Raw genomic sequence first — 17,563 nt, 5'->3', positions numbered from 1 at the left:
GGCGTGGCACGGATCGGCCACGCCGGAGCGGACGACGACGGGCGTCCCCCACAGTGGTCACACCATGAGGGCACCTGCCGTCAGGAGCTGAACGTGGTCGTGAGGGCGACACCACCGGCGGCGGCGGGGAGCCCCCGCAGAGGCACCGCCACCGGTGCGCTCCAGGTGCGGTCGGCGCGGCGGACCGTGTGGAGCACCTTGCCGTCGGCGGTGGTGACGGACACCTGGGTCTCGCCGTCGACGCCGGCCACGCCGACGGACTTCGCCGTCACCGTGCCCAGGACGTCCTTCAGATCGGCGAAGGACTCCCAGGAACCGCTGGACTTGCGCAGGGCGTGGTACTGGCGCGTGCCGTTGTCGGTCGCGACGACGACGTGCATCTCGTCCCCGGCACCCGCCATGCTGATCGAGCCGACGGGACCGGTGCCGCCGGCGGCGTCCGCCACGTAACCCCAGCTCGTCCAGGTGCCGCTGCTCTGGCGGATGCTGTGGTAGGGCTTGCCGCCGCTGACGAGGCCGACGTGGAGCTCACCCTTGACGCTGGCGGTCGCCGCAGCGGTCACGTGGGTCACCGCGCTTCCGGAGACGTCACGGAACGGGGTCCAGTGACCGGTGGCGTTGCGGAAGGTGTGGAACGCCCGGCCATCGGCGACGGCGACGACGTGCAGGTCGTGGCCGATGGAGACGGCCGAGACCTGCGTCAGGTTCCCGAGGGCGTTGGCCACCGAGAAGACGTCACCGAACCGGCCCCACGTGCCGTCCTGCTTGCGGATCGTGTGGAACAGGCCGCCGCTGCTGCTGATGGCGAGGACGTGAGTGTCGCCACCGACGCCGGCGACCGCCGCGCCGCGGATGCCACCGAGGTCTCCCGCCTTGCCCTGGACATCGGTGAACCCCGTCCAGGAACCATGGGCCGTGCGCGTCGCCTGGTACACGCCGGTGCCGGACTGGACCACCGCGGAGGTCTTCCAGCCCGGAGCCTGGGCGCGGTACAGGTCGATCCAGTCGCCCAGACCTTCGGTCCCGGCGCCGTACGCGCCGGTCCGCGTCTCGGCGCTGTCGAGGCAGCCGGCCTGGAAGGCCCGGCTGACCAGGCCCACCAGGACCTGCTTGCCGTTGACGGTGCGCAGGACCGGACCACCCGCGTCACCCTGGCAGACCGGCGCGTCGGCGGGCGACTTCACGCCGAGGTCGAAACCGGCCGCCGCAGGAGCGTCGACGGTGAAGGAGGCACGGTGGTTGGTGAAGGGACGCCACTCGGTCCGCGTCCGGCCGTACCCGGCCACGGTGACCTCCTCACCGGCCACGACGCCGGTGGCGGACACCTCGACCGGCGCGATGCCGACGAGGGGCTTGGCCAGGCGCGCCAGGACGACGTCCCGGTCGGTGCGCGGCACGAGGTCGACCACATCCCCGGTCTGCGACCCGAACGTGACCGTGGTCTTCTCCTTCGGAGCCCCGGCAGCGACCTCACCGGACTCCGTCGACGGGTCGGCGAAGCAGCTCTTGGCGGTGAGCACCCAGTCCGCGTCGACCAGCACGGCGGTGCACGAACGCTTGGCGTCCCCGATGTCCGCGGTACCCACGAAACCGAGTTCCGGAAGGGGGGTCAGCGGAGCCGCCGGGCCGCTGACGATGCGGAGCTCGGCCAGGACCGCAGGCTTCCGACCGGACGGGATGTCCGACTCGCCGACGGGCTTGACCGAGTCCTTCGCCACGTCGACGGTGGTCGTCTTGCCCTCGCTGGTGAGCTTGGCCTGGATCGCCACGTCCTTGGTCCAGATGCCGAACGCGTCGGATATCTCCAGCGCGAGGTATCCGTTGGGACGCAGGGCGTCGAAGCAGAAGTTGCGGCCTCCGGCGACCCGCGATTCGACCATGACGTCCCACGCCTTGTCGCACGCGGTCAGCAGCAGCCCGCCGTTGCCCCGCTTGAGGGTGATGCCCTGCTCCTGCAGGATCTGCGAGGCCCCCGGGTACGCGGACTCCTCGACGGCGAACGGCGCGGCACTGCTCTGCGAGGCGACGAGGGCCAGGGGCGGCACCGCGGGCGTCTGCGGCACCACCGCGGCGGTGCCGCACAGGGCGGCGACTCCGGCCGCTGCCCCGAGCGCGTTGAAAACGCGAATCTTCACGAACGTTCCTTAATGAGCGCACCGGCACAGTCGGCCGGGCGAGAAGAAAGCGGAGGTCAACCGCTCGCGGGAAGGTACCAGCTCGATGGCGAAAAATGATCATCGGAGCGTCCGGGATGTCCCCCTGTCACACCGGCCCGCTGACGGGAGTCACCGGACGGCGCCCTCTGCCGCCGAAGCGGTTCCGCCCGGCGAGGACACATGATGGAGCGTCAACGTGCAGCCATGACAGGCAGTTCGGCGCCCGACGGACCGGATCGCGCACGAAGTGTCGTCCTACTCACCGCACTTGCGGTGATGCTCCCGACAACCTCGACGAGTGCCCCGCGGAGGAGCTCCGCTCCCCGCGCCGGCGACGGCAGTGGCCGGATCACGCTCACAGGGAGCGGCGCGCCCGTGGGTCCGCCGGGGTCCGTCGACGGCCAGTTCGGCGACGACATCATCGACGCCGACATCAAGCCGGTGATCGCCGCGGCACGTCCCGTGCGGAAAGGGCGGCCAGGATGGCTTGTGCTTCAGGGGCGCGCGGCAGCTGGAGTATCCGGTTCATGCGCCGTTCCGTTCGTGGGGTCGACGCGATCGCCGGGTGTGGCGAGCGGAAGGGTGGCTCCGGGAGCCTGGAACGCGGCTTGGAAGGCCGGGGGCCTGAAGGCGGCGCCGAGGTGACGGGTAGATGCGGAGTGTTCAGTTTAAACGCACGTGTGCAGTGTGAGTGAACATCGTAAGGGCCTTCGTGCCGCCCAGGGCGCTGCCGCTGGTCAAATATTAGGTGTGCATGACAAGCGGCCCGCTGGATGGCGGCCGGCGGGCCGTCGGGTGGGGGTGGAGGGTCAGGTTCGGGTGGAGGCCACGTAGCCGCTCACCCAGTTGGAGAACTCGCACGCCAGGTGCCACTGGTGCTCGGAGAACATCCGCGGCGGCAGTGTTGCCGGGAACGCCACGGCGAGTTTGGCGGTGAATCCGCCCTGCGGGTTGTCGCGGAACTGGTGGCGCACCCCGCCGATCTTGGTGCCCTCGCCGGAGCGGGCCCAGCCGGAGGTCTGGACCGGGAAAAGGGGGTCCCGGGCGATCGGGACGCCGGCGTTGTCGCTGTAGTCGATGAGGAACCGGGCGGCCAGCAGGGCGCCGCCCGTCACCTCGATCACCTCCTGTGCTCCTGGCCGAGGGCTGTCGATGAGGTAGTGGTCGGGGTTGGCGATGAGCATGGCGCGTTCGTCGTTGCGATCCATGCAGCCGTTGAACCAGCCCAGGAAGCCCTGGGCGGTGCCGATCGAAGCGGAGATCTCGCAGCTGCTCGTCGACCACTCGTTCGCGGCCGCCGCCAGAGTGCTCATGGGGGTCGTGATCGCGAGGTCGGGGGCCATGCGGTCGCGGATCTCTTCCTGCCCCAGGCTCAGCTTCACGTCCACCAGACGTTCTCGGTCCTGGGGCACGGTCGTGATGTCTGGGGAGGAGTCGTCGAGAAGGCTGCCCAGTTCGGTGGTGAGTCCGGCGGGCAGGTGGTGGCTGAGCCGCTCGGCGGCCACCCTGAGTCGGCGTGCCTCCCACTGGAGGACCGCCGTGCGGTCGATCGCGCGGCCGTCGATGGAGGCCGTCAGGTCGAGGGCGGGTGTCGCCGCGCTCGCGTCGGACAGGGGCGTGCGGGTGAGCCCCAGGCCCGTCGTTACCGCCGCCATCGTCACGAAGCGTCTCCTGCTGAGCATCCGTACACCTCCGGTTACGTTGCAATATCAACTGCGGTTGCTTTTATCGTGGAGGTGGGTGACACGGGAGTCAAGAGCGGAGGACATGCGCGTACGCGCGACCGCATGCCAGGGTGCGGTACCGCCGCGGGGCGCGGCGAACCGAGGCTCCCGGACTGGAGGGGAAGGCGATTCCCGCCGGTCAGAGGCGGATGGCGGTCGGTGAAGCGGGAGGGGAGGTCACTGGAGGCCCTGGTCGGGCAGACCCTGGGCGCGCCCGGCGGCGCGGCGGGCGAACAGCTCGACGTCCGCGTCGGTGAGGGTCTCGCCGCTGATCAGGAGGCGGAAGTACGCCGGGCTGCACGCGTCCTCCAGCAAGAGGCGTGCGTCGGTGTCGGCGGGCAGCTCGCCGCGCGCGACAGCGCGATCGACGATCGCGGCACCACGGCTGAACCGCTCGGCCCAGAACGCCGCGCGGGCCGCCCGAGCCTCCTCGTCGAGTACCCCGCCGATCACCACGCTGAGCACGGCACGCGCGGCCGGGTTGCTCACGTTGCCCACGATGTCGTGGATCAGGGCCGTCAGATCGCCGACGAGGCTTCCGGTGTCCCGGCCGATGTCCTGCTCGGCGGTGAGGGAGAGGAACAGGTCGGTGACCAGATCCACCTTGGTCGGCCAGCGGCGGTAGACGGTCGTCTTGTTCACGTGGGCGCGGGTCGCCACCTCGGTGAGGATCAGGCCCTCGTAGCCCACCTCTTCGAGCAGTTCCTCCGCCGCCCGCCGCACCGCGGCGACCACCAGGGCCGCGCGTCCCCCAGGCCGCCGAGACCGCTCCTGCGGCTGATCCCGCGCTGTCACATCCCGCCCCGTTCCGAGTGGTGTCAGCCGCCATCGTAAGGGGCGGGGCCGTGGTGAGCGGGTGGCTTGTTCAGTCGCGTACGCATCTCTCGATGACCGCGGCGACCTGCTGCGCGGCGGGTGTGTTGCGGTGGGCCCGCCGGCCCAGGACGAGGTCTACGGTCTCCCTCTCGGCCAGGGGTACGTAGGTGGCGCCGTCGAGCCGGAGGCTCTGTACCGATTCCGGTACGAGCGCCACGCCGTGTCCCGCCGCCACGAGGACGACGAGGGTCGCCGTCTCGCCGACCTCGACGAGGGAGGACGGCCGGAAGCCCGCGCGGGCGCAGGCCGCCAGGACGCGGTCGTACATGGCGGACCGCGGTGGGGCGGTGTGGACGACGAAGGCCTCTCCCGCCAGCGCGCTCAGGGTGATCTTCCTCTGCCCGGCCAGCGGGTGGTGTGCCGGGAGCACGGCGACCAGCGGCTCGGTGCGCAGAGGGGTGATGTCCACGTTCTCGGAAGGGATGGCGGGGCGGAAGACCGCCAGGTCGTACACGCCGGTGCGCAGCCCGTCGGTGAGCTGGGGGGTGAGCAGCTCGCCGTGCAGTTCCATGACGATGTGGGGCAGCTCTGCCCGTACGGTGCGGGCGACGCGGGGGAGGACGTCGTAGGTGGCGGTGCCGATGAAGCCGACGGACACGCGGCCGGCCTGGCCCGTGGCGAGTTCCGTCATGTGGACGCGCGCCCGCTCGGCCTCGGTGACCAGGGTGTGGGCGTAGCCCATGAGGTGCCGGCCCGCTTCGGTGAGTTCGACGTGGCGGGTGGACCGGTGGAAGAGGGCGATGCCCAGCTCGCGCTCCAGGTGCTTGATCTGTTGGGACAGGGCGGGCTGGGCCACGTGCAGGCGGGCCGCCGCCCGCCCGAAGTGGCACTCCTCGGCGAGCACGAGGAAGTAGCGGGCCTGACGTAGCTCCATCGGACTATTTTATGCCGCTGGCTTATCAATGGAGAACAACTAGGTCTTGGACGTGATGAAGGGCCCGCTCCTACCGTGAGGACATGACCGAGAGCTATGTGTACGCGGCTGTCAGAACGCCGTTCGGGCGGTTCTCCGGTGCCCTCGCCGGTGTCCGTCCGGACGACCTGGCAGCCAGGGCGGTGAACGGGGTGCTGGCCAGAACGCCGGGCCTGGACCCGGGGGCGATCGACGACGTCGTCTGGGGAAACGCCAACGGAGCCGGTGAGGACAACCGCAACGTCGGGCGCATGGCCGTCCTGCTGGCCGGACTGCCCACCTCCGTTCCCGCCACGACCGTCAACCGCCTGTGCGGATCCTCCCTGGACGCGGCGATCATCGCCTCCCGCGCGATCGAGACCGGTGACGCGGACATCGTGCTGACCGGCGGCGTGGAGTCGATGACCCGGGCCCCGTGGGTCCTGCCCAAGCCCGACCGGGCCCATCCCGCCGGGGACGTGACCGCGGTCTCCACGACACTCGGATGGCGCCTCGTCAACGCGCGGATGCCGAAGGAGTGGACCGTCTCCCTGGGGGAGGCCAACGAGCAGCTCGCCGACCGGTTCCACATCCCGCGGGAACGGCAGGACGAGTTCGCCGCCCGGTCCCACCGCCTCGCGGACCAGGCCTGGGCGGACGGCTTCTACGACGGGCTCGTCGTACCCGTCGAGGTGCACCGCACGGGTGGCGTGCTCGCCCGTGACGAGGGCATCAGGCCCGGGTCCACCGCCGGGAAACTCGCCGCGCTCAAGCCGTCGTTCCGGCTCGACGGCGCGATCACGGCGGGCAACGCCTCGCCGCTGAGCGACGGCGCCTCAGCCGTGCTCCTCGGCTCGCGGGCCGCGGCCGCGCGCATGGGCACGGACCCGCTGGCCCGTATCGCGGGTCGCGGGGTGTACGCGCTCGATCCGCAGGCCTTCGGCTTCGCCCCTGTGGAGGCGGCGAACCGGGCCCTGAAGAGCGCGGGCATCACCTGGTCCGACATCTCGGCGGTCGAACTCAACGAGGCGTTCGCCGTTCAGGCCCTGGCCTGCGTGGACGCCTGGGACATCGACCCGTCGATCGTCAACGTCAAGGGCGGGGCCATCGCCCTCGGGCACCCGCTGGGCGCGTCCGGCGGCCGTCTCCTCGGCACGCTGGCCCACCGGCTCGTGGAGTGCGGCGAACGGTGGGGGGTGGCCGCGATCTGCATCGGAGTCGGGCAGGCGCTCGCCGTGGTCCTGGAGAACGTCAGGGGGACAGGCCGATGACCGTTCAGATGTGCGCCGGCGCCGACGAAGCGGTCGCCGATGTCGAGGACGGATCCACCGTGCTCGTCGGCGGCTTCGGGATGGCCGGCATGCCGGTCGACCTGATCGACGGGCTCATCCGGCAGGGCGCCAAGGACCTGACCGTGGTGTCCAACAACGCCGGCAACGGCGACACCGGCCTCGCGGCGCTGCTGGCGAAGGGCAGGGTCCGTAAAGTCGTCTGCTCCTTCCCCCGCCAGTCCGACTCCTACGTCTTCGACGAGCTGTACCGGGCAGGCAAGGTCGAACTCGAAGTGGTGCCGCAGGGCAACCTCGCCGAGCGGATCAGAGCCGCCGGAGCCGGGATCGGCGCCTTCTTCTGTCCCACCGGAGCCGGGACCCCGCTGGCCGAAGGCAAGGAGACCCGGGTGATCGACGGCCGCGCCTACGTCCTGGAGTACCCGATCAGGGGCGACGTCGCACTGATCGGAGCGCACCGGGCCGACCGCATGGGCAACCTCGTCTACCGCAAGACCGCGCGCAACTTCGGGCCGGTCATGGCCACCGCCGCGACCACGGTGATCGCCCAGGTCCGTGAGGTCGTCGATACCGGCCGCATCGATCCCGAGGCCGTGGTGACACCGGGCATCTTCGTCGACCGCGTGGTACAGGAGGCCCGTACATGAACACGCGACAGCCCTCGCGGGGCGCAGGGAACCGGCCACTGGACCAGCACGCCATCGCAGCCCTCGTGGCCCGGGACATCCCGCACGGTTCGTACGTCAACCTCGGCATCGGCCGGCCGACGCTCGTCGCCGACCACCTGCCGAGCGGCTCCGGCGTGGTGCTCCACACCGAGAACGGCATGCTCAACATGGGCCCGGCCGCCCAAGACGACGCCATCGACCCCGAACTGACCAACGCCGGCAAGATCCCCGTGACCGAACTGCCGGGAGCGGCGTACTTCCACCACGCCGACTCCTTCGCCATGATGCGCGGCGGCCACCTCGACATCTGTGTCCTGGGAGCCTTCCAAGTGAGCGCCGCGGGCGATCTCGCCAACTGGCACACTGGCGCCCCCGACGCCATCCCGGCGGTCGGCGGAGCCATGGACCTGGCGATCGGCGCCAAGAAGGTCTTCGTCATGATGACGCTGTTCACCAAGGACGGAGCCCCCAAGCTCGTGCCCCGGTGCACCTACCCGCTGACCGGCCTGGGCTGCGTCGACCGGGTCTACAGCGACCTCGCCGTCCTCGACGTCACACCGCGGGGCGTCGTAGCCCGGGAGACCTTCGGCATCGGCGTGGACGAACTCGCCGGCCGCCTGGACCTGCCGCTGCTGCCGGCCCGGAGCTGAACACGCGCGGAGCCCGGGCTCCGCGCGTGTTCAGCCGTCCGTCGCGAGGCCCTCCGCGCCGAGACGCCGGAACACCTCGACGACGTTGGCCGGGTTCGCCGCGCTGTCGCCGGCGACCCGGCCCAGCAGGTCCGCCAGACGCTCCCGGGTGTGGTCGGCGGCGTTCCGTCCGACCACGTACCACAGGCCGCGTGCCTTCTCGCGGCCTTGGTTGACGTACATGTGCGGGCGGGTCGAGTCGAAGCAGAACGAATCACCGGCACCGAGCCTGTACCGGTCGAACTCCAGCGCCAGCGTGAGGGATCCCTCCAGCAGGTACGCGAACTCGAAACCGCTGTGCCGCATGAGGGTCCCCTCCACGGAGCTGCTCGCCCCGCCCGGGTAGGTGACCAGCAGGGCTTCCACCAAGCCGTCGTCGAACGAGGCCAGGCGCTCCCAGCGCACACCGCCGTCCATGGTGAGGACCGGGTTCTCGGCGGCACGCTGGAGGATGAGCCCGGCACGGTTCGCCCCGGCGGGTTCGGCGTCGTGCTGCTGTGGTGAGGGCTCGGGGCTTTCGTCGGCGTCAAGGCCGAGAAGGTCGTCGAGCGATATCCGCAGCCTGCTGACCAACGTGTACAGGGTGCTGACGGAAGGCTGCGACTTCCCGTTCTCCACCTGGGAGAGAAGGCTTGCGGAGATGCCGGTTTCCGCGGCGAGGGCCCGCAGGCTGATGCCCTGGGCTTTCCTGGCCTCACGAAGCGCCCGGCCGATGTCCTCTTCCACGTGTCCGCCCCTCCTGCCGGCCGGTTGTCGTCGCCCGCCCGCTGTTACGGAACGTTACACGCGTTCGTTTGCGGTGAACAGTTGACCACGTCATGCGCGGGTATTGCGGGCATAAACGTTGACTCCTGTGAAACAGCCCGTTGACATGCTGCGCCCGCATGTTCAGTATGGACGCACACGTTCATTGTGAGTGAACATTCTTGCCTCTGTGGTCCGGCGGTCATCCGTCCGACGAGAGACCGGCCCGTCCGCCCTCCGAGCCGTGGTGCCCGAGGCGGACGAAGAAACCGGTGGCAACCACGGGGCGCACCACGACTGGGAGTCGATCATGGCCGAGACTATGCGCGCCGCTGTGTATCACGGTGCGCGGGACATACGCATCGAGAACGTGCCGGTCCCCGTCCCACGTGACGGAGAGGTCCTGATCTCGGTGCGGCGCAACGGAATCTGCGGCACCGACGCCACGGAGTGGGCCACGGGACCGGTGATGGTTCCGCTCACCCGCCCCCACTCGGCCAGCGGCCATCACGGCCCCATGATCCCCGGTCACGAATTCGTGGGTGAGGTCGTCGAGGTCCGCGGTGACCCGGACCTGCGCGCGGGACAGATCGTCGCCGCGGGCGCCGGCGTCTGGTGCGGCGAGTGCGACCGCTGCGCCCAGGGACGTACCAACATCTGCCGCCGGTACTACACGCTGGGACTGAACGCCCACGGCGGGCTCGCCGAGTACGTCGCGGCCCCCGCGCACACGCTGCGCACGGTTCCCGAGGGACTGTCCCTCGACCACGCCGGCATGGCGCAGCCCCTGGCCGTCGGGCTGCACGCCGCCCGCCGCGCCGGCGTCCGCGACGGGGACCGCGTCGTGGTGATCGGCGCGGGCGCGATCGGCACGTTCGTCCTCGCCGGCCTGAACCACCTGTACGAGGCGGATGTGACCGTCATCGACATGCCCGGCCGGAAGCTGACGCGCGCCCTGGAGCTGGGGGCGACGCGCACGCTCTCCGCCCGTGACGACGTCGTCGCGGCAGTGCTGGAGGCGACGGCGGGCGTGGGCGCCGACGTCGTGATCGAGGCCAGCGGCGCGCCGGGCCAGTACGCCAACGCGCTCGCCATGGTCGCCGTCGGCGGACGCGTCCTCGCCGTCGGGCTCCCCAAGGAGAAGCCGGACGTGGACATGTTCGCGCTGGCCCTTCGCGAGATCACGATCGACTCCACCGTCGCACACGTCTGTCAGGACGATCTGCGGCCCGCGCTCGACATCCTCGCCGCCGGGCCCCTGGGAAGCCTCCTCCTCGACGACGTGATCCCCCTCGAGCGCCTGGTGGACTCGGGCCTGGAGCGTCTGGCGAGCGGCTCGGTCGACGGAAAGGTCCTCGTGGACCCGTCGGCCCGCCCCTGAAGGCTCCCTCCCGCCCGACCTCGCTCCGCGGTCGTCGAGACGCGACACCCCGAGTGCGGTCGTTCATCTCCGCGGAACACCCCGACCCCGACGAAGCCCCACCGCACATCGCGGCCGTGCTCGTCACCGACCCCAGGAGCACCGATGCCACCGACCGACCGCCACAGCGCCGCCCTCACGACACCGAACGCCGAACGCACCGGAGGAACCCCGTGCTGATCGGATTCGCCGGCCTCGGGCGCATGGGCCTGCCGATGGCCTGCCACCTGGCGTGGGCCGGACACACGGTCCTCGGCTACGACCCGGCGCTCACCCAGGCGCCGGAAGACGTCACGCTCGCCGACTCGATGACCGACCTCGCCCAGGCGCCGCTCACCATCAGCATGCTGCCCGACGGGGCCACGACCCGGGCCTTCGTCGAGAAGGGCCTCGCGGGCGCCTCGCGGGACCACCTCCACGTGGTCATGGGCACCGTCGGGCCCGCGCTGGTGCGGGACCTGGCCGAAACGGCCCCGGTGGCCGTCGTCGACGCCCCCGTCTCGGGAAGCGTGTCGATGGCCGAGGCCGGCACGATCACGACCATGGTCGGCGCGAGCCGGGAACAGTTCGAGCAGCTTCTCCCCATCCTGGCCGCGATGACCGCGGCCCAGTTCCACTCGGGTCCGGCCGGCGCGGGCTCGGCGGCGAAACTCGCCGTCAACGCCGTGCTCGCCGCGCTGAGCCAGGGTGTCGCCGAGGGCCTGCTCATCGCCGAAGCGGGCGGCCTCGACCTCGAGTCCTTCTACGCCGTGCTGCGCAACAGCGCCGCCGGCGCGCCGTACGTCTCCTACAAGCAGGAGGCGTTCCTCTCGCCGGACACCGCGGGCGTGGCCGCCCCGGTGTCCCTGATCCGCAAAGACCTCGGCCTGGCGCTCGACCTCGCCCGTACGCACCGGCTCGCCCTGCCCGCGTCCGAGGCCGCCTTCGCCGTCCTCGACTACGCGACGGCCAACGGGCTCGGCCAGGGGGACATGGCCCAGGTCCTCACCGCTCTACGGCTGCGCAGCGGCTCGCGCGCCCAGTGACGAAAGAAGGAAACGACTCCATGACTGCCGACAGCACCTCCACGATCGACGCCGAGGCGACGATCCGAACCCTGGAAGACGCCCGCTACGCGGCGGTCGTCGCGGGCGACCTCGACGCCTTCACCGCGCTCGCCCATCCGGACCTCGCCTACACCCACTCCAACGCGCTGGTGGACACGCTCGACTCGTACCGGGACAAGCTCCGTACGGGCTTCTACGTCTACCACCGCATCGACCACCCCGTGGACCGGATCATCGTGTCCGGGGACGCCGCCGTGGTGATCGGTGAGATGCACGCCGACATCACCGCGGGCGGAGTGCGCAAGACCCTCGCCAACCGGTCGATGGCCGTCTGGGTGCGCGAGAACGACAGCTGGCTGTTCCTGGGCTACCAGCCCACCGTCCTGCCGGAGGCCGTCCGATGACGTCGTTCACCTACGAGGCCCTGCCCGGACGCGTCGTCTTCGGCCCCGGCGTCGCGAGTACCAGGCTGCCGGCCGAGGTCGACGCGTTCGGCGCCCGGCGGATCCTGCTCATCGCCGGCGCGTCCGAGGCGGCACTGGCCCGCGAGCTGTGCGCCCCCTTCGCGGACCGGATCACCGCCACCTTCTCCGGCGTCCGCCCGCACGTGCCGGTCGAGGTCGCGGAAAGCGCCCGCGAGGCGGCGGTCGACGCCGACCTGGTGCTGTGCGTGGGCGGCGGTTCGACGACGGGCACGGCCAAGGCGGTCGCGCTGACCACCGGACTGCCGATCGTGGCCGTACCCACCACGTACGCGGGTTCCGAGGTCACCGCTGTATGGGGCCTGACGCGGGGGAGCCGCAAGACCACCGGCACCGACCCGATCGTGCTCCCGCGCACCGTCGTCTACGACCCCGACCTGACGCTGACGCTGCCGGTCGCGCTTTCGGTGGCCAGCGGCCTCAACGCCATGGCCCACTGCGTCGAGGCGTTCTGGGCCCCCCGGCGCAACCCCGTGTCGAGCGCCGTCGCCACGGACGGCATCCGGTACCTGGCGGCCGGTCTTCCCGCCCTCGCCGCCGATCCGGAGGACGGCGCGGGCAGGGCCGACCTGCTCCTCGGCGCCTACCTCGCGGGCTCGGCGTTCGCCGTCGCGGGGTCCGGGCTGCACCACAAGATCTGCCACGTCCTCGGCGGCGCCTTCGACCTTCCTCACGCCGAGACCCACGCGATCGTGCTGCCGCACGTGCTGGCCCACAACGCGCCGAACGCACCCGAGGCCGCCTTCCGCATCGCCTCCGCGCTGGGTACGGACGACCCCGTCCAGGGGCTGCACGAGCTCGGCCACAAGCTCGGGATCCCCGCGGGCCTGCGGGAACTGGGACTGCGCAAGACCGACGTGGACACCGTCCTCGACGACGTCCTCGCGCTCGCTCCCGCCGACAACCCGACCCCCGTCACGGCCGACGGCCTCAGGACCCTGCTGTACGCCGCGTGGGCGGGGACGGCTCCCACCAGGGAGGACACATGAAGGAAGAGCACTCCGCCGTGGAGGACCGCGAACGGGCGGTGACCGACAAGGTCCTCGCCAGCTTCGACGGAACGGGTGATCCGCGGCTCCGTGAGGTCATGCTGAGCCTGGTCCGCCACCTGCACGCCTTCGCCCGAGAGATCCGGCTCGGCGAGCGGGAATGGGAGACGGCGATCGAGTTCCTCACCCGGGCGGGGCACATCACCGACGACCGCCGCCAGGAGTTCATCCTGCTGTCCGACGTCCTGGGCCTGTCCATGCTCACCGTCGCGATCAACGAGCCGAAAGAACCCGGGGCGACGGAGGCGACCGTCTTCGGACCGTTCTACGTCGACGACGCCCCCGAGGTGCCGCTCGGCGGTGACATCGCGCGCGGAGCGGCAGGAACGCCGTGCTACGTGTCGGGCCGGGTGCGGTCGGTGGACGGCAGCCCGGTCGGCGGTGCGCTGCTGCACGTGTGGGGAGCCGACGACGACGGCTTCTACGACGTCCAGTACTCCGCCGACCACTCCGCGGGACGCGGCTGGCTGAGGGCGGCCCCCGACGGCTCGTACCGGTTCTGGACGGTCCTGCCTACGCCGTACCCCATCCCGCACGACGGTCCCGTCGGTGAGCTCCTCAAAGCGGCGGGCCGAGGCCCCATGCGGCCGGCGCACCTTCATTTCAAGGTCGTCGCCCCGGGCCATCGCACCCTGATCACCCACATCTTCGTGGCCGGCGACCCCCACCTCGGACACGACGCGGTGTTCGGCGTGAAGGACAGCCTCGTGGTCGAGGCCGAGCACCACCCCGCCGGCCAGGCCCCTGACGGGTCGGACCGGCGGGAGACCTGGACGAGCATGACCTACGACCTCGTCCTCGTCGCCGAAGGCGACCGCTGACCGCGTCAGGTCACCCCAACGCCCGGACAGGAGCTCCGCCCGGCCCGCCCCGCGGGGAAGCCCGAGCCGGGCGGAGCGTCCTCACCCCCCCTCGCACCAGCGGGACCGACGACACGGCCCGACCCAGGGCCGATCAGAGCCGACCGTGAGCCTCATCGGCCTCCGGTCGATGCCGCACCGCGCGCCCGCCGACGCCGAGCGCGCCAGGACCGGGTGCTGCCGGATCACGGCCCCCGACGCGTCCCCCCAGGGACTTCTCACTCTCACGTGACACGCAGATCAGTGCTGCCCGGATGCGCCGGCAGCCCGACCCGGAGGTCTAAGCATGCGACGTACTCGTTGGATCGTGCTCGGCGGGTGTTTCATCGCCTACCTGTTCGACGCGCTGGAGATCGTCCTTCTGTCCCTGACGCTCCCGGCCATCCGGCAGGACATGGGCCTGACGGTGGCCCAGGGAGGTCTCCTCGCGACCGCCACCCTGCTGGGCATCGGAGTCAGCAGCGTCCTCGGCGGCTACGCGGCCGACAACTTCGGCCGCAAGAAGGCGCTGGTCGGGTCGCTCGTCATCTTCGGCGCGTTCACGGCCGCCCTGTTCGTCGTGCCGAACTTCCCCGCCTTCCTCCTCCTGCGGTTCCTCGCCGGCGTCGGCCTCGGCACCGTCTGGAGCGTCGTGTCCGCCTACATCGTCGAGACCTGGCCGGCCGAGAGCCGCGGCCGTGCGGCGGCCTTCGTGATCAGCGCGTTTCCGGCCGGAGGCATCATCGCGGCCGTCTTCTCCAGGCTGCTCCTGCCGGACTGGCGCCTGCTGTTCCTCATCGCCGGCGCCGCCGTGATCGTCCCCGTCGTGATCGTCCTCGTCTGGTTCCGCGAGTCGGCCGACTGGGCCGCGGAGAAGGCCGGACAGCCCGCCGACTCCGTCTCCGTGGGGGACGTTCTCAGAGGCCCGCTGCGCCGCACGACCCTGCTCGGCACCCTCATGGCGGCCCTCGTCCTGACCGGCTACTGGGGTGCGATGACCTGGCTGCCGACCTACCTCACCACGGAACGCGGACTGCCCGCGGAGTCGATGACCGTCTTCGTGACGATCCTCAACGTCGGGATCTTCCTCGGGTACAACGGCTTCGGCATGCTCGCGGACCGGATCGGACGGCGCCGGACCATCATCCTGACCCTCGTCGGCACCATCGCCACCCTGCCCGTCTACGCCCTCACCACCCACCAGACGGCCCTGCTGTGGCTCGGCCCCCTGTTCGGCGCCTTCACGGCCTTCTTCGCCGTGTTCGGCTCCTACCTGGGCGAGCTGTTCCCGACCAGGGCTCGCACCACGGGCTCGGGCTTCTGCTTCAACGTCGGCCGCGGTGTCTCCGCATTCGCACCCTTCGCCCTGGCGGGCCTCGCGGGCTCGATCGGGTTCAGCGGCGGACTCATACTCTGCGCCGGCTTCTTCGCCCTGGGCGCCGTGGTGGCCCTGCTGCTGCCGCGCACCGGTCCCCACGCGGCCGAACCGGTCGCGGAGCCGGAGGGCAGGGTCCCGGTCCGGCCGGCCGCCTGATCCCCTCCGTCCCGTACACCGGTCGACAGCACGGAGCCGGACGGCAGCGGTCCCGCGGAACCAGCGCGGGACCGCTGCCCTTCTCGCTTCACCGACAGCGCTTCGCCCCAGGTCCCCCGACCGTTCGGAGCTATTCTGAAGCTGACGCCGATCGGCCCGCCTCGCGGGCCGTGAGCGCATGCTGCCCCGCACCGGGCTGTCGATGGCAGAGAGCCGCCCTCTCCTGGCAGGAGGCGACATGGCGACCGCGAACGCCGGTCCCGTGAGAGACACGGCGCAGTCGAAGGCCGTGCGATTGCGCTTGCTGGGCACCGAAGCCGACGGGTCGACGGGGCCGGCGGCCTTGCTGCTGGCCACCCAGCAGGCGATGGCCGGCCTGGGCGGTCTGGGCGGGTTCATCCACCTGCGAGGAGCCGCTCCGGGCGAGCTGCGCCTGGCGGCGGTGAGCGGTCTGGTCCCGGGCTTCAGCACGGCATGGGCGAGGGTCCACGAGGTGGAGGAGGTGCCGCCCGCCCGCGCTGCGCGCTCCGGCACCGGCGTCTGGTCCGCCGACGGGATGGGAACAGGCGCTTCCGGGACCGCGTCCGTGCCGCTGCCCGCCCCGGACGGCCCGATCGGTGTGCTGTCCGTACTCACCACCGGGACCGGTTCCCCGACCACGGAAGACTGGTCCTTCCTCGCCACCGTCGCCGCATGGGCCGCCCGACGAGCCGAGCCCGGAAGCGAAGAATCCGATCGGCAGCCGCGAGAGGGCGACGACACCGGAGACGGTGCCGCCGCCGAGCTCCGTATGAGCGAACTCACCGTCGCCCTCGCGGAGGCCGTCGGCTCCCTGGACGTGGTCCGAGCCGTACAGGAACGCGTACTGCCGCCGTTCGGGGCCGACGGAATGCTGGTCGAGATCATCGAGCGCGACCACCTGCACATCCTCGGTTCCACCGGCTACTCCCAGGAATTCCTGGACCGGATCGAGGGAGTACCCCTCACCACCCACACAGCGGCGACGATGGTCCTGCGCACCAGGACGCCCTGCTTCGCGGAGTCGCCGGCCGAGTTCCTCCGGCTCTTCCCGCCACTGGAAAGCCTCGTGAACGTGTCCGGCAAAAGGGCCTGGGCGGTACTTCCCCTCATCGCCTCCGGCCGCGGCATCGGATGCTGCGTCATCTCGTTCTCCGAAGAGCGCTCCTTCAGCGACGGGCAACGCACCCTGCTGACGGCGCTCAGCGGCCTGGTGGCGCAGGCGCTGGAACGGGCACGCCTCTACGACGCCGAGCACACCCGTGCCCAGGAACTCCAGCGCGGCCTGCTGCCCCGCACGCTGCCCTCGCCGCCCGCCGTCTCCGCCTGCGCCCGCTATCTGCCCGCAGGCCAGAACGGTGAGGTCGGGGGCGACTGGTACGACGTGATCCCCCTGTCCAGCGACCGGGTCGCCCTGGTCGTCGGCGACGTCATGGGCCACGGCGTCACCGAGGCAGTCACCATGGCCCGGCTGCGCACCGCGGTCCGTACCCTCGCCGACCTGGACATCCCGCCGGACGAGCTCTTCGCCCACCTCGGCGACCTCGTCCGTGATCTCGGTGACGACTCGTACGCCACTTGCCTGTACGCCGAGTACGACCCCGTCACACGGATCTGCAGGTTCTCCACGGCCGGTCACCCCCCGCCGATCGTCGTCCACCCCGACGGAACGGTCGTGCGCCCCGAGCCGGACATCGACCCGCCGCTGGGAGCCGCCGAACCGCCTTTCGGCACCTACGAACTTCACCTGCCCGACAACAGCCTTCTCGTGTTCTGCACGGACGGCCTCGTCGAATCCAGCACCAGGGACATCGGCGAGGGACTGGACCAGCTGGAGCGAGTGGTGTCCCGAGCCGTCGCCGAGAACGACCGGTTCCCGGTCGCGGACCGGAACGGCGAACCGGCCCTCGCCCTGGACGAGTTGTGTGACACCGTCCTGTCGGACCTCCTGCCCGACCGCGAGCACACGGACGACGACGCCGTCCTGCTCGTCGTCCGGACCCGAGGCACCCCCGACGGCGACGTCGCCTCGTTCGAGCTTCCCGACGACCCCCGTGGCCCCCGCCCCGCCCCGGCGCGCGGCCGGGGGCCGCAGGCCCGTTTGGGGGGGTGGGTGCAAGATAACACCCCCCCACGC

The 17,563-nt window shown here is 71.2% G+C and carries 15 protein-coding genes; 10 read left to right on the top strand and 5 right to left on the bottom strand.

Features of this window, described 5'->3' with window-relative positions; all coding sequences use genetic code 11:
- Positions 1 to 80: 80 nt before the first annotated feature.
- The 4 genes from ACFQ8C_RS15540 to ACFQ8C_RS15525 form a co-directional block, all read right to left on the bottom strand.
- Positions 81 to 2,135, bottom strand: a complete 2,055-nt coding sequence (locus tag ACFQ8C_RS15540; protein WP_383456962.1) for a trypsin-like serine protease — start codon at positions 2,133 to 2,135, stop codon at positions 81 to 83.
- 830 nt (positions 2,136 to 2,965) lie between these two features.
- A complete protein-coding gene (locus ACFQ8C_RS15535) occupies positions 2,966 to 3,838 on the bottom strand; it encodes a hypothetical protein (protein WP_383456959.1) in 873 nt (290 codons plus the stop codon).
- Between the two features lie 219 nt (positions 3,839 to 4,057).
- On the bottom strand, positions 4,058 to 4,615 hold the full coding sequence (locus ACFQ8C_RS15530) for a TetR/AcrR family transcriptional regulator (RefSeq protein WP_383456957.1): 558 nt from the start codon (positions 4,613 to 4,615) through the stop codon (positions 4,058 to 4,060).
- Between the two features lie 130 nt (positions 4,616 to 4,745).
- Positions 4,746 to 5,630 carry a LysR substrate-binding domain-containing protein gene (locus tag ACFQ8C_RS15525; RefSeq protein ID WP_383456954.1) on the bottom strand — a complete coding sequence of 295 codons (885 nt, stop codon included), beginning with the start codon at positions 5,628 to 5,630 and terminating at the stop codon, positions 4,746 to 4,748.
- Positions 5,631 to 5,713: 83 nt separating this feature from the next.
- Here ACFQ8C_RS15525 and ACFQ8C_RS15520 point away from each other — a divergent pair, with 83 nt between their 5' ends.
- Genes ACFQ8C_RS15520 through ACFQ8C_RS15510 form a run of 3 tightly spaced genes read left to right on the top strand, consistent with a single transcriptional unit; the run spans position 5,714 to position 8,255 of the window.
- Positions 5,714 to 6,919: a thiolase family protein gene (locus ACFQ8C_RS15520; RefSeq protein ID WP_383456952.1), complete on the top strand. Its 1,206-nt coding sequence runs from the start codon at positions 5,714 to 5,716 to the stop codon at positions 6,917 to 6,919.
- A complete protein-coding gene (locus ACFQ8C_RS15515; protein WP_383456949.1) occupies positions 6,916 to 7,584 on the top strand; it encodes a 3-oxoacid CoA-transferase subunit A in 669 nt (222 codons plus the stop codon). The genes ACFQ8C_RS15520 and ACFQ8C_RS15515 overlap by 4 nt, the downstream gene beginning before the upstream one ends.
- A complete protein-coding gene (locus ACFQ8C_RS15510; protein WP_383456947.1) occupies positions 7,581 to 8,255 on the top strand; it encodes a 3-oxoacid CoA-transferase subunit B in 675 nt (224 codons plus the stop codon). The genes ACFQ8C_RS15515 and ACFQ8C_RS15510 overlap by 4 nt, the downstream gene beginning before the upstream one ends.
- A gap of 30 nt (positions 8,256 to 8,285) precedes the next feature.
- Here the strand turns inward: ACFQ8C_RS15510 and ACFQ8C_RS15505 are convergent, their stop codons facing one another.
- Entirely contained in the window at positions 8,286 to 9,020 is a 735-nt protein-coding gene (locus ACFQ8C_RS15505; protein ID WP_383456945.1) for a helix-turn-helix domain-containing protein, read from the bottom strand.
- Between the two features lie 328 nt (positions 9,021 to 9,348).
- On the opposite strand from ACFQ8C_RS15505, the gene ACFQ8C_RS15500 reads away from it, so the two are divergent.
- The 7 genes from ACFQ8C_RS15500 to ACFQ8C_RS15470 form a co-directional block, all read left to right on the top strand.
- The gene (locus ACFQ8C_RS15500; protein ID WP_383456943.1) at positions 9,349 to 10,419 is read left to right on the top strand and encodes a zinc-binding dehydrogenase; all 1,071 of its coding nucleotides are present in this window, start codon (positions 9,349 to 9,351) and stop codon (positions 10,417 to 10,419) included.
- Between the two features lie 212 nt (positions 10,420 to 10,631).
- Entirely contained in the window at positions 10,632 to 11,483 is an 852-nt protein-coding gene (locus tag ACFQ8C_RS15495) for an NAD(P)-dependent oxidoreductase (protein ID WP_383456940.1), read from the top strand.
- Between the two features lie 20 nt (positions 11,484 to 11,503).
- Entirely contained in the window at positions 11,504 to 11,908 is a 405-nt protein-coding gene (locus ACFQ8C_RS15490; RefSeq protein ID WP_383456937.1) for a nuclear transport factor 2 family protein, read from the top strand.
- On the top strand, positions 11,905 to 12,975 hold the full coding sequence (locus ACFQ8C_RS15485; protein WP_383456935.1) for a maleylacetate reductase: 1,071 nt from the start codon (positions 11,905 to 11,907) through the stop codon (positions 12,973 to 12,975). Before ACFQ8C_RS15490 ends, ACFQ8C_RS15485 begins: the two co-directional genes overlap by 4 nt.
- Positions 12,972 to 13,856 carry a dioxygenase gene (locus ACFQ8C_RS15480; protein WP_383456932.1) on the top strand — a complete coding sequence of 295 codons (885 nt, stop codon included), beginning with the start codon at positions 12,972 to 12,974 and terminating at the stop codon, positions 13,854 to 13,856. Before ACFQ8C_RS15485 ends, ACFQ8C_RS15480 begins: the two co-directional genes overlap by 4 nt.
- Before the next feature lie 325 nt (positions 13,857 to 14,181).
- Entirely contained in the window at positions 14,182 to 15,408 is a 1,227-nt protein-coding gene (locus ACFQ8C_RS15475) for an MFS transporter (protein WP_383456930.1), read from the top strand.
- Positions 15,409 to 15,646: 238 nt separating this feature from the next.
- The coding region (locus tag ACFQ8C_RS15470; protein WP_383456927.1) for a PP2C family protein-serine/threonine phosphatase at positions 15,647 to 17,563 on the top strand (1,917 nt) is incomplete at its 3' end.

It is taken from the genome of Streptomyces sp. NPDC056503 (assembly GCF_042794995.1).
Taxonomy (GTDB): domain Bacteria; phylum Actinomycetota; class Actinomycetes; order Streptomycetales; family Streptomycetaceae; genus Streptomyces.
This window is presented reverse-complemented; position numbering and strand designations above follow the sequence as displayed.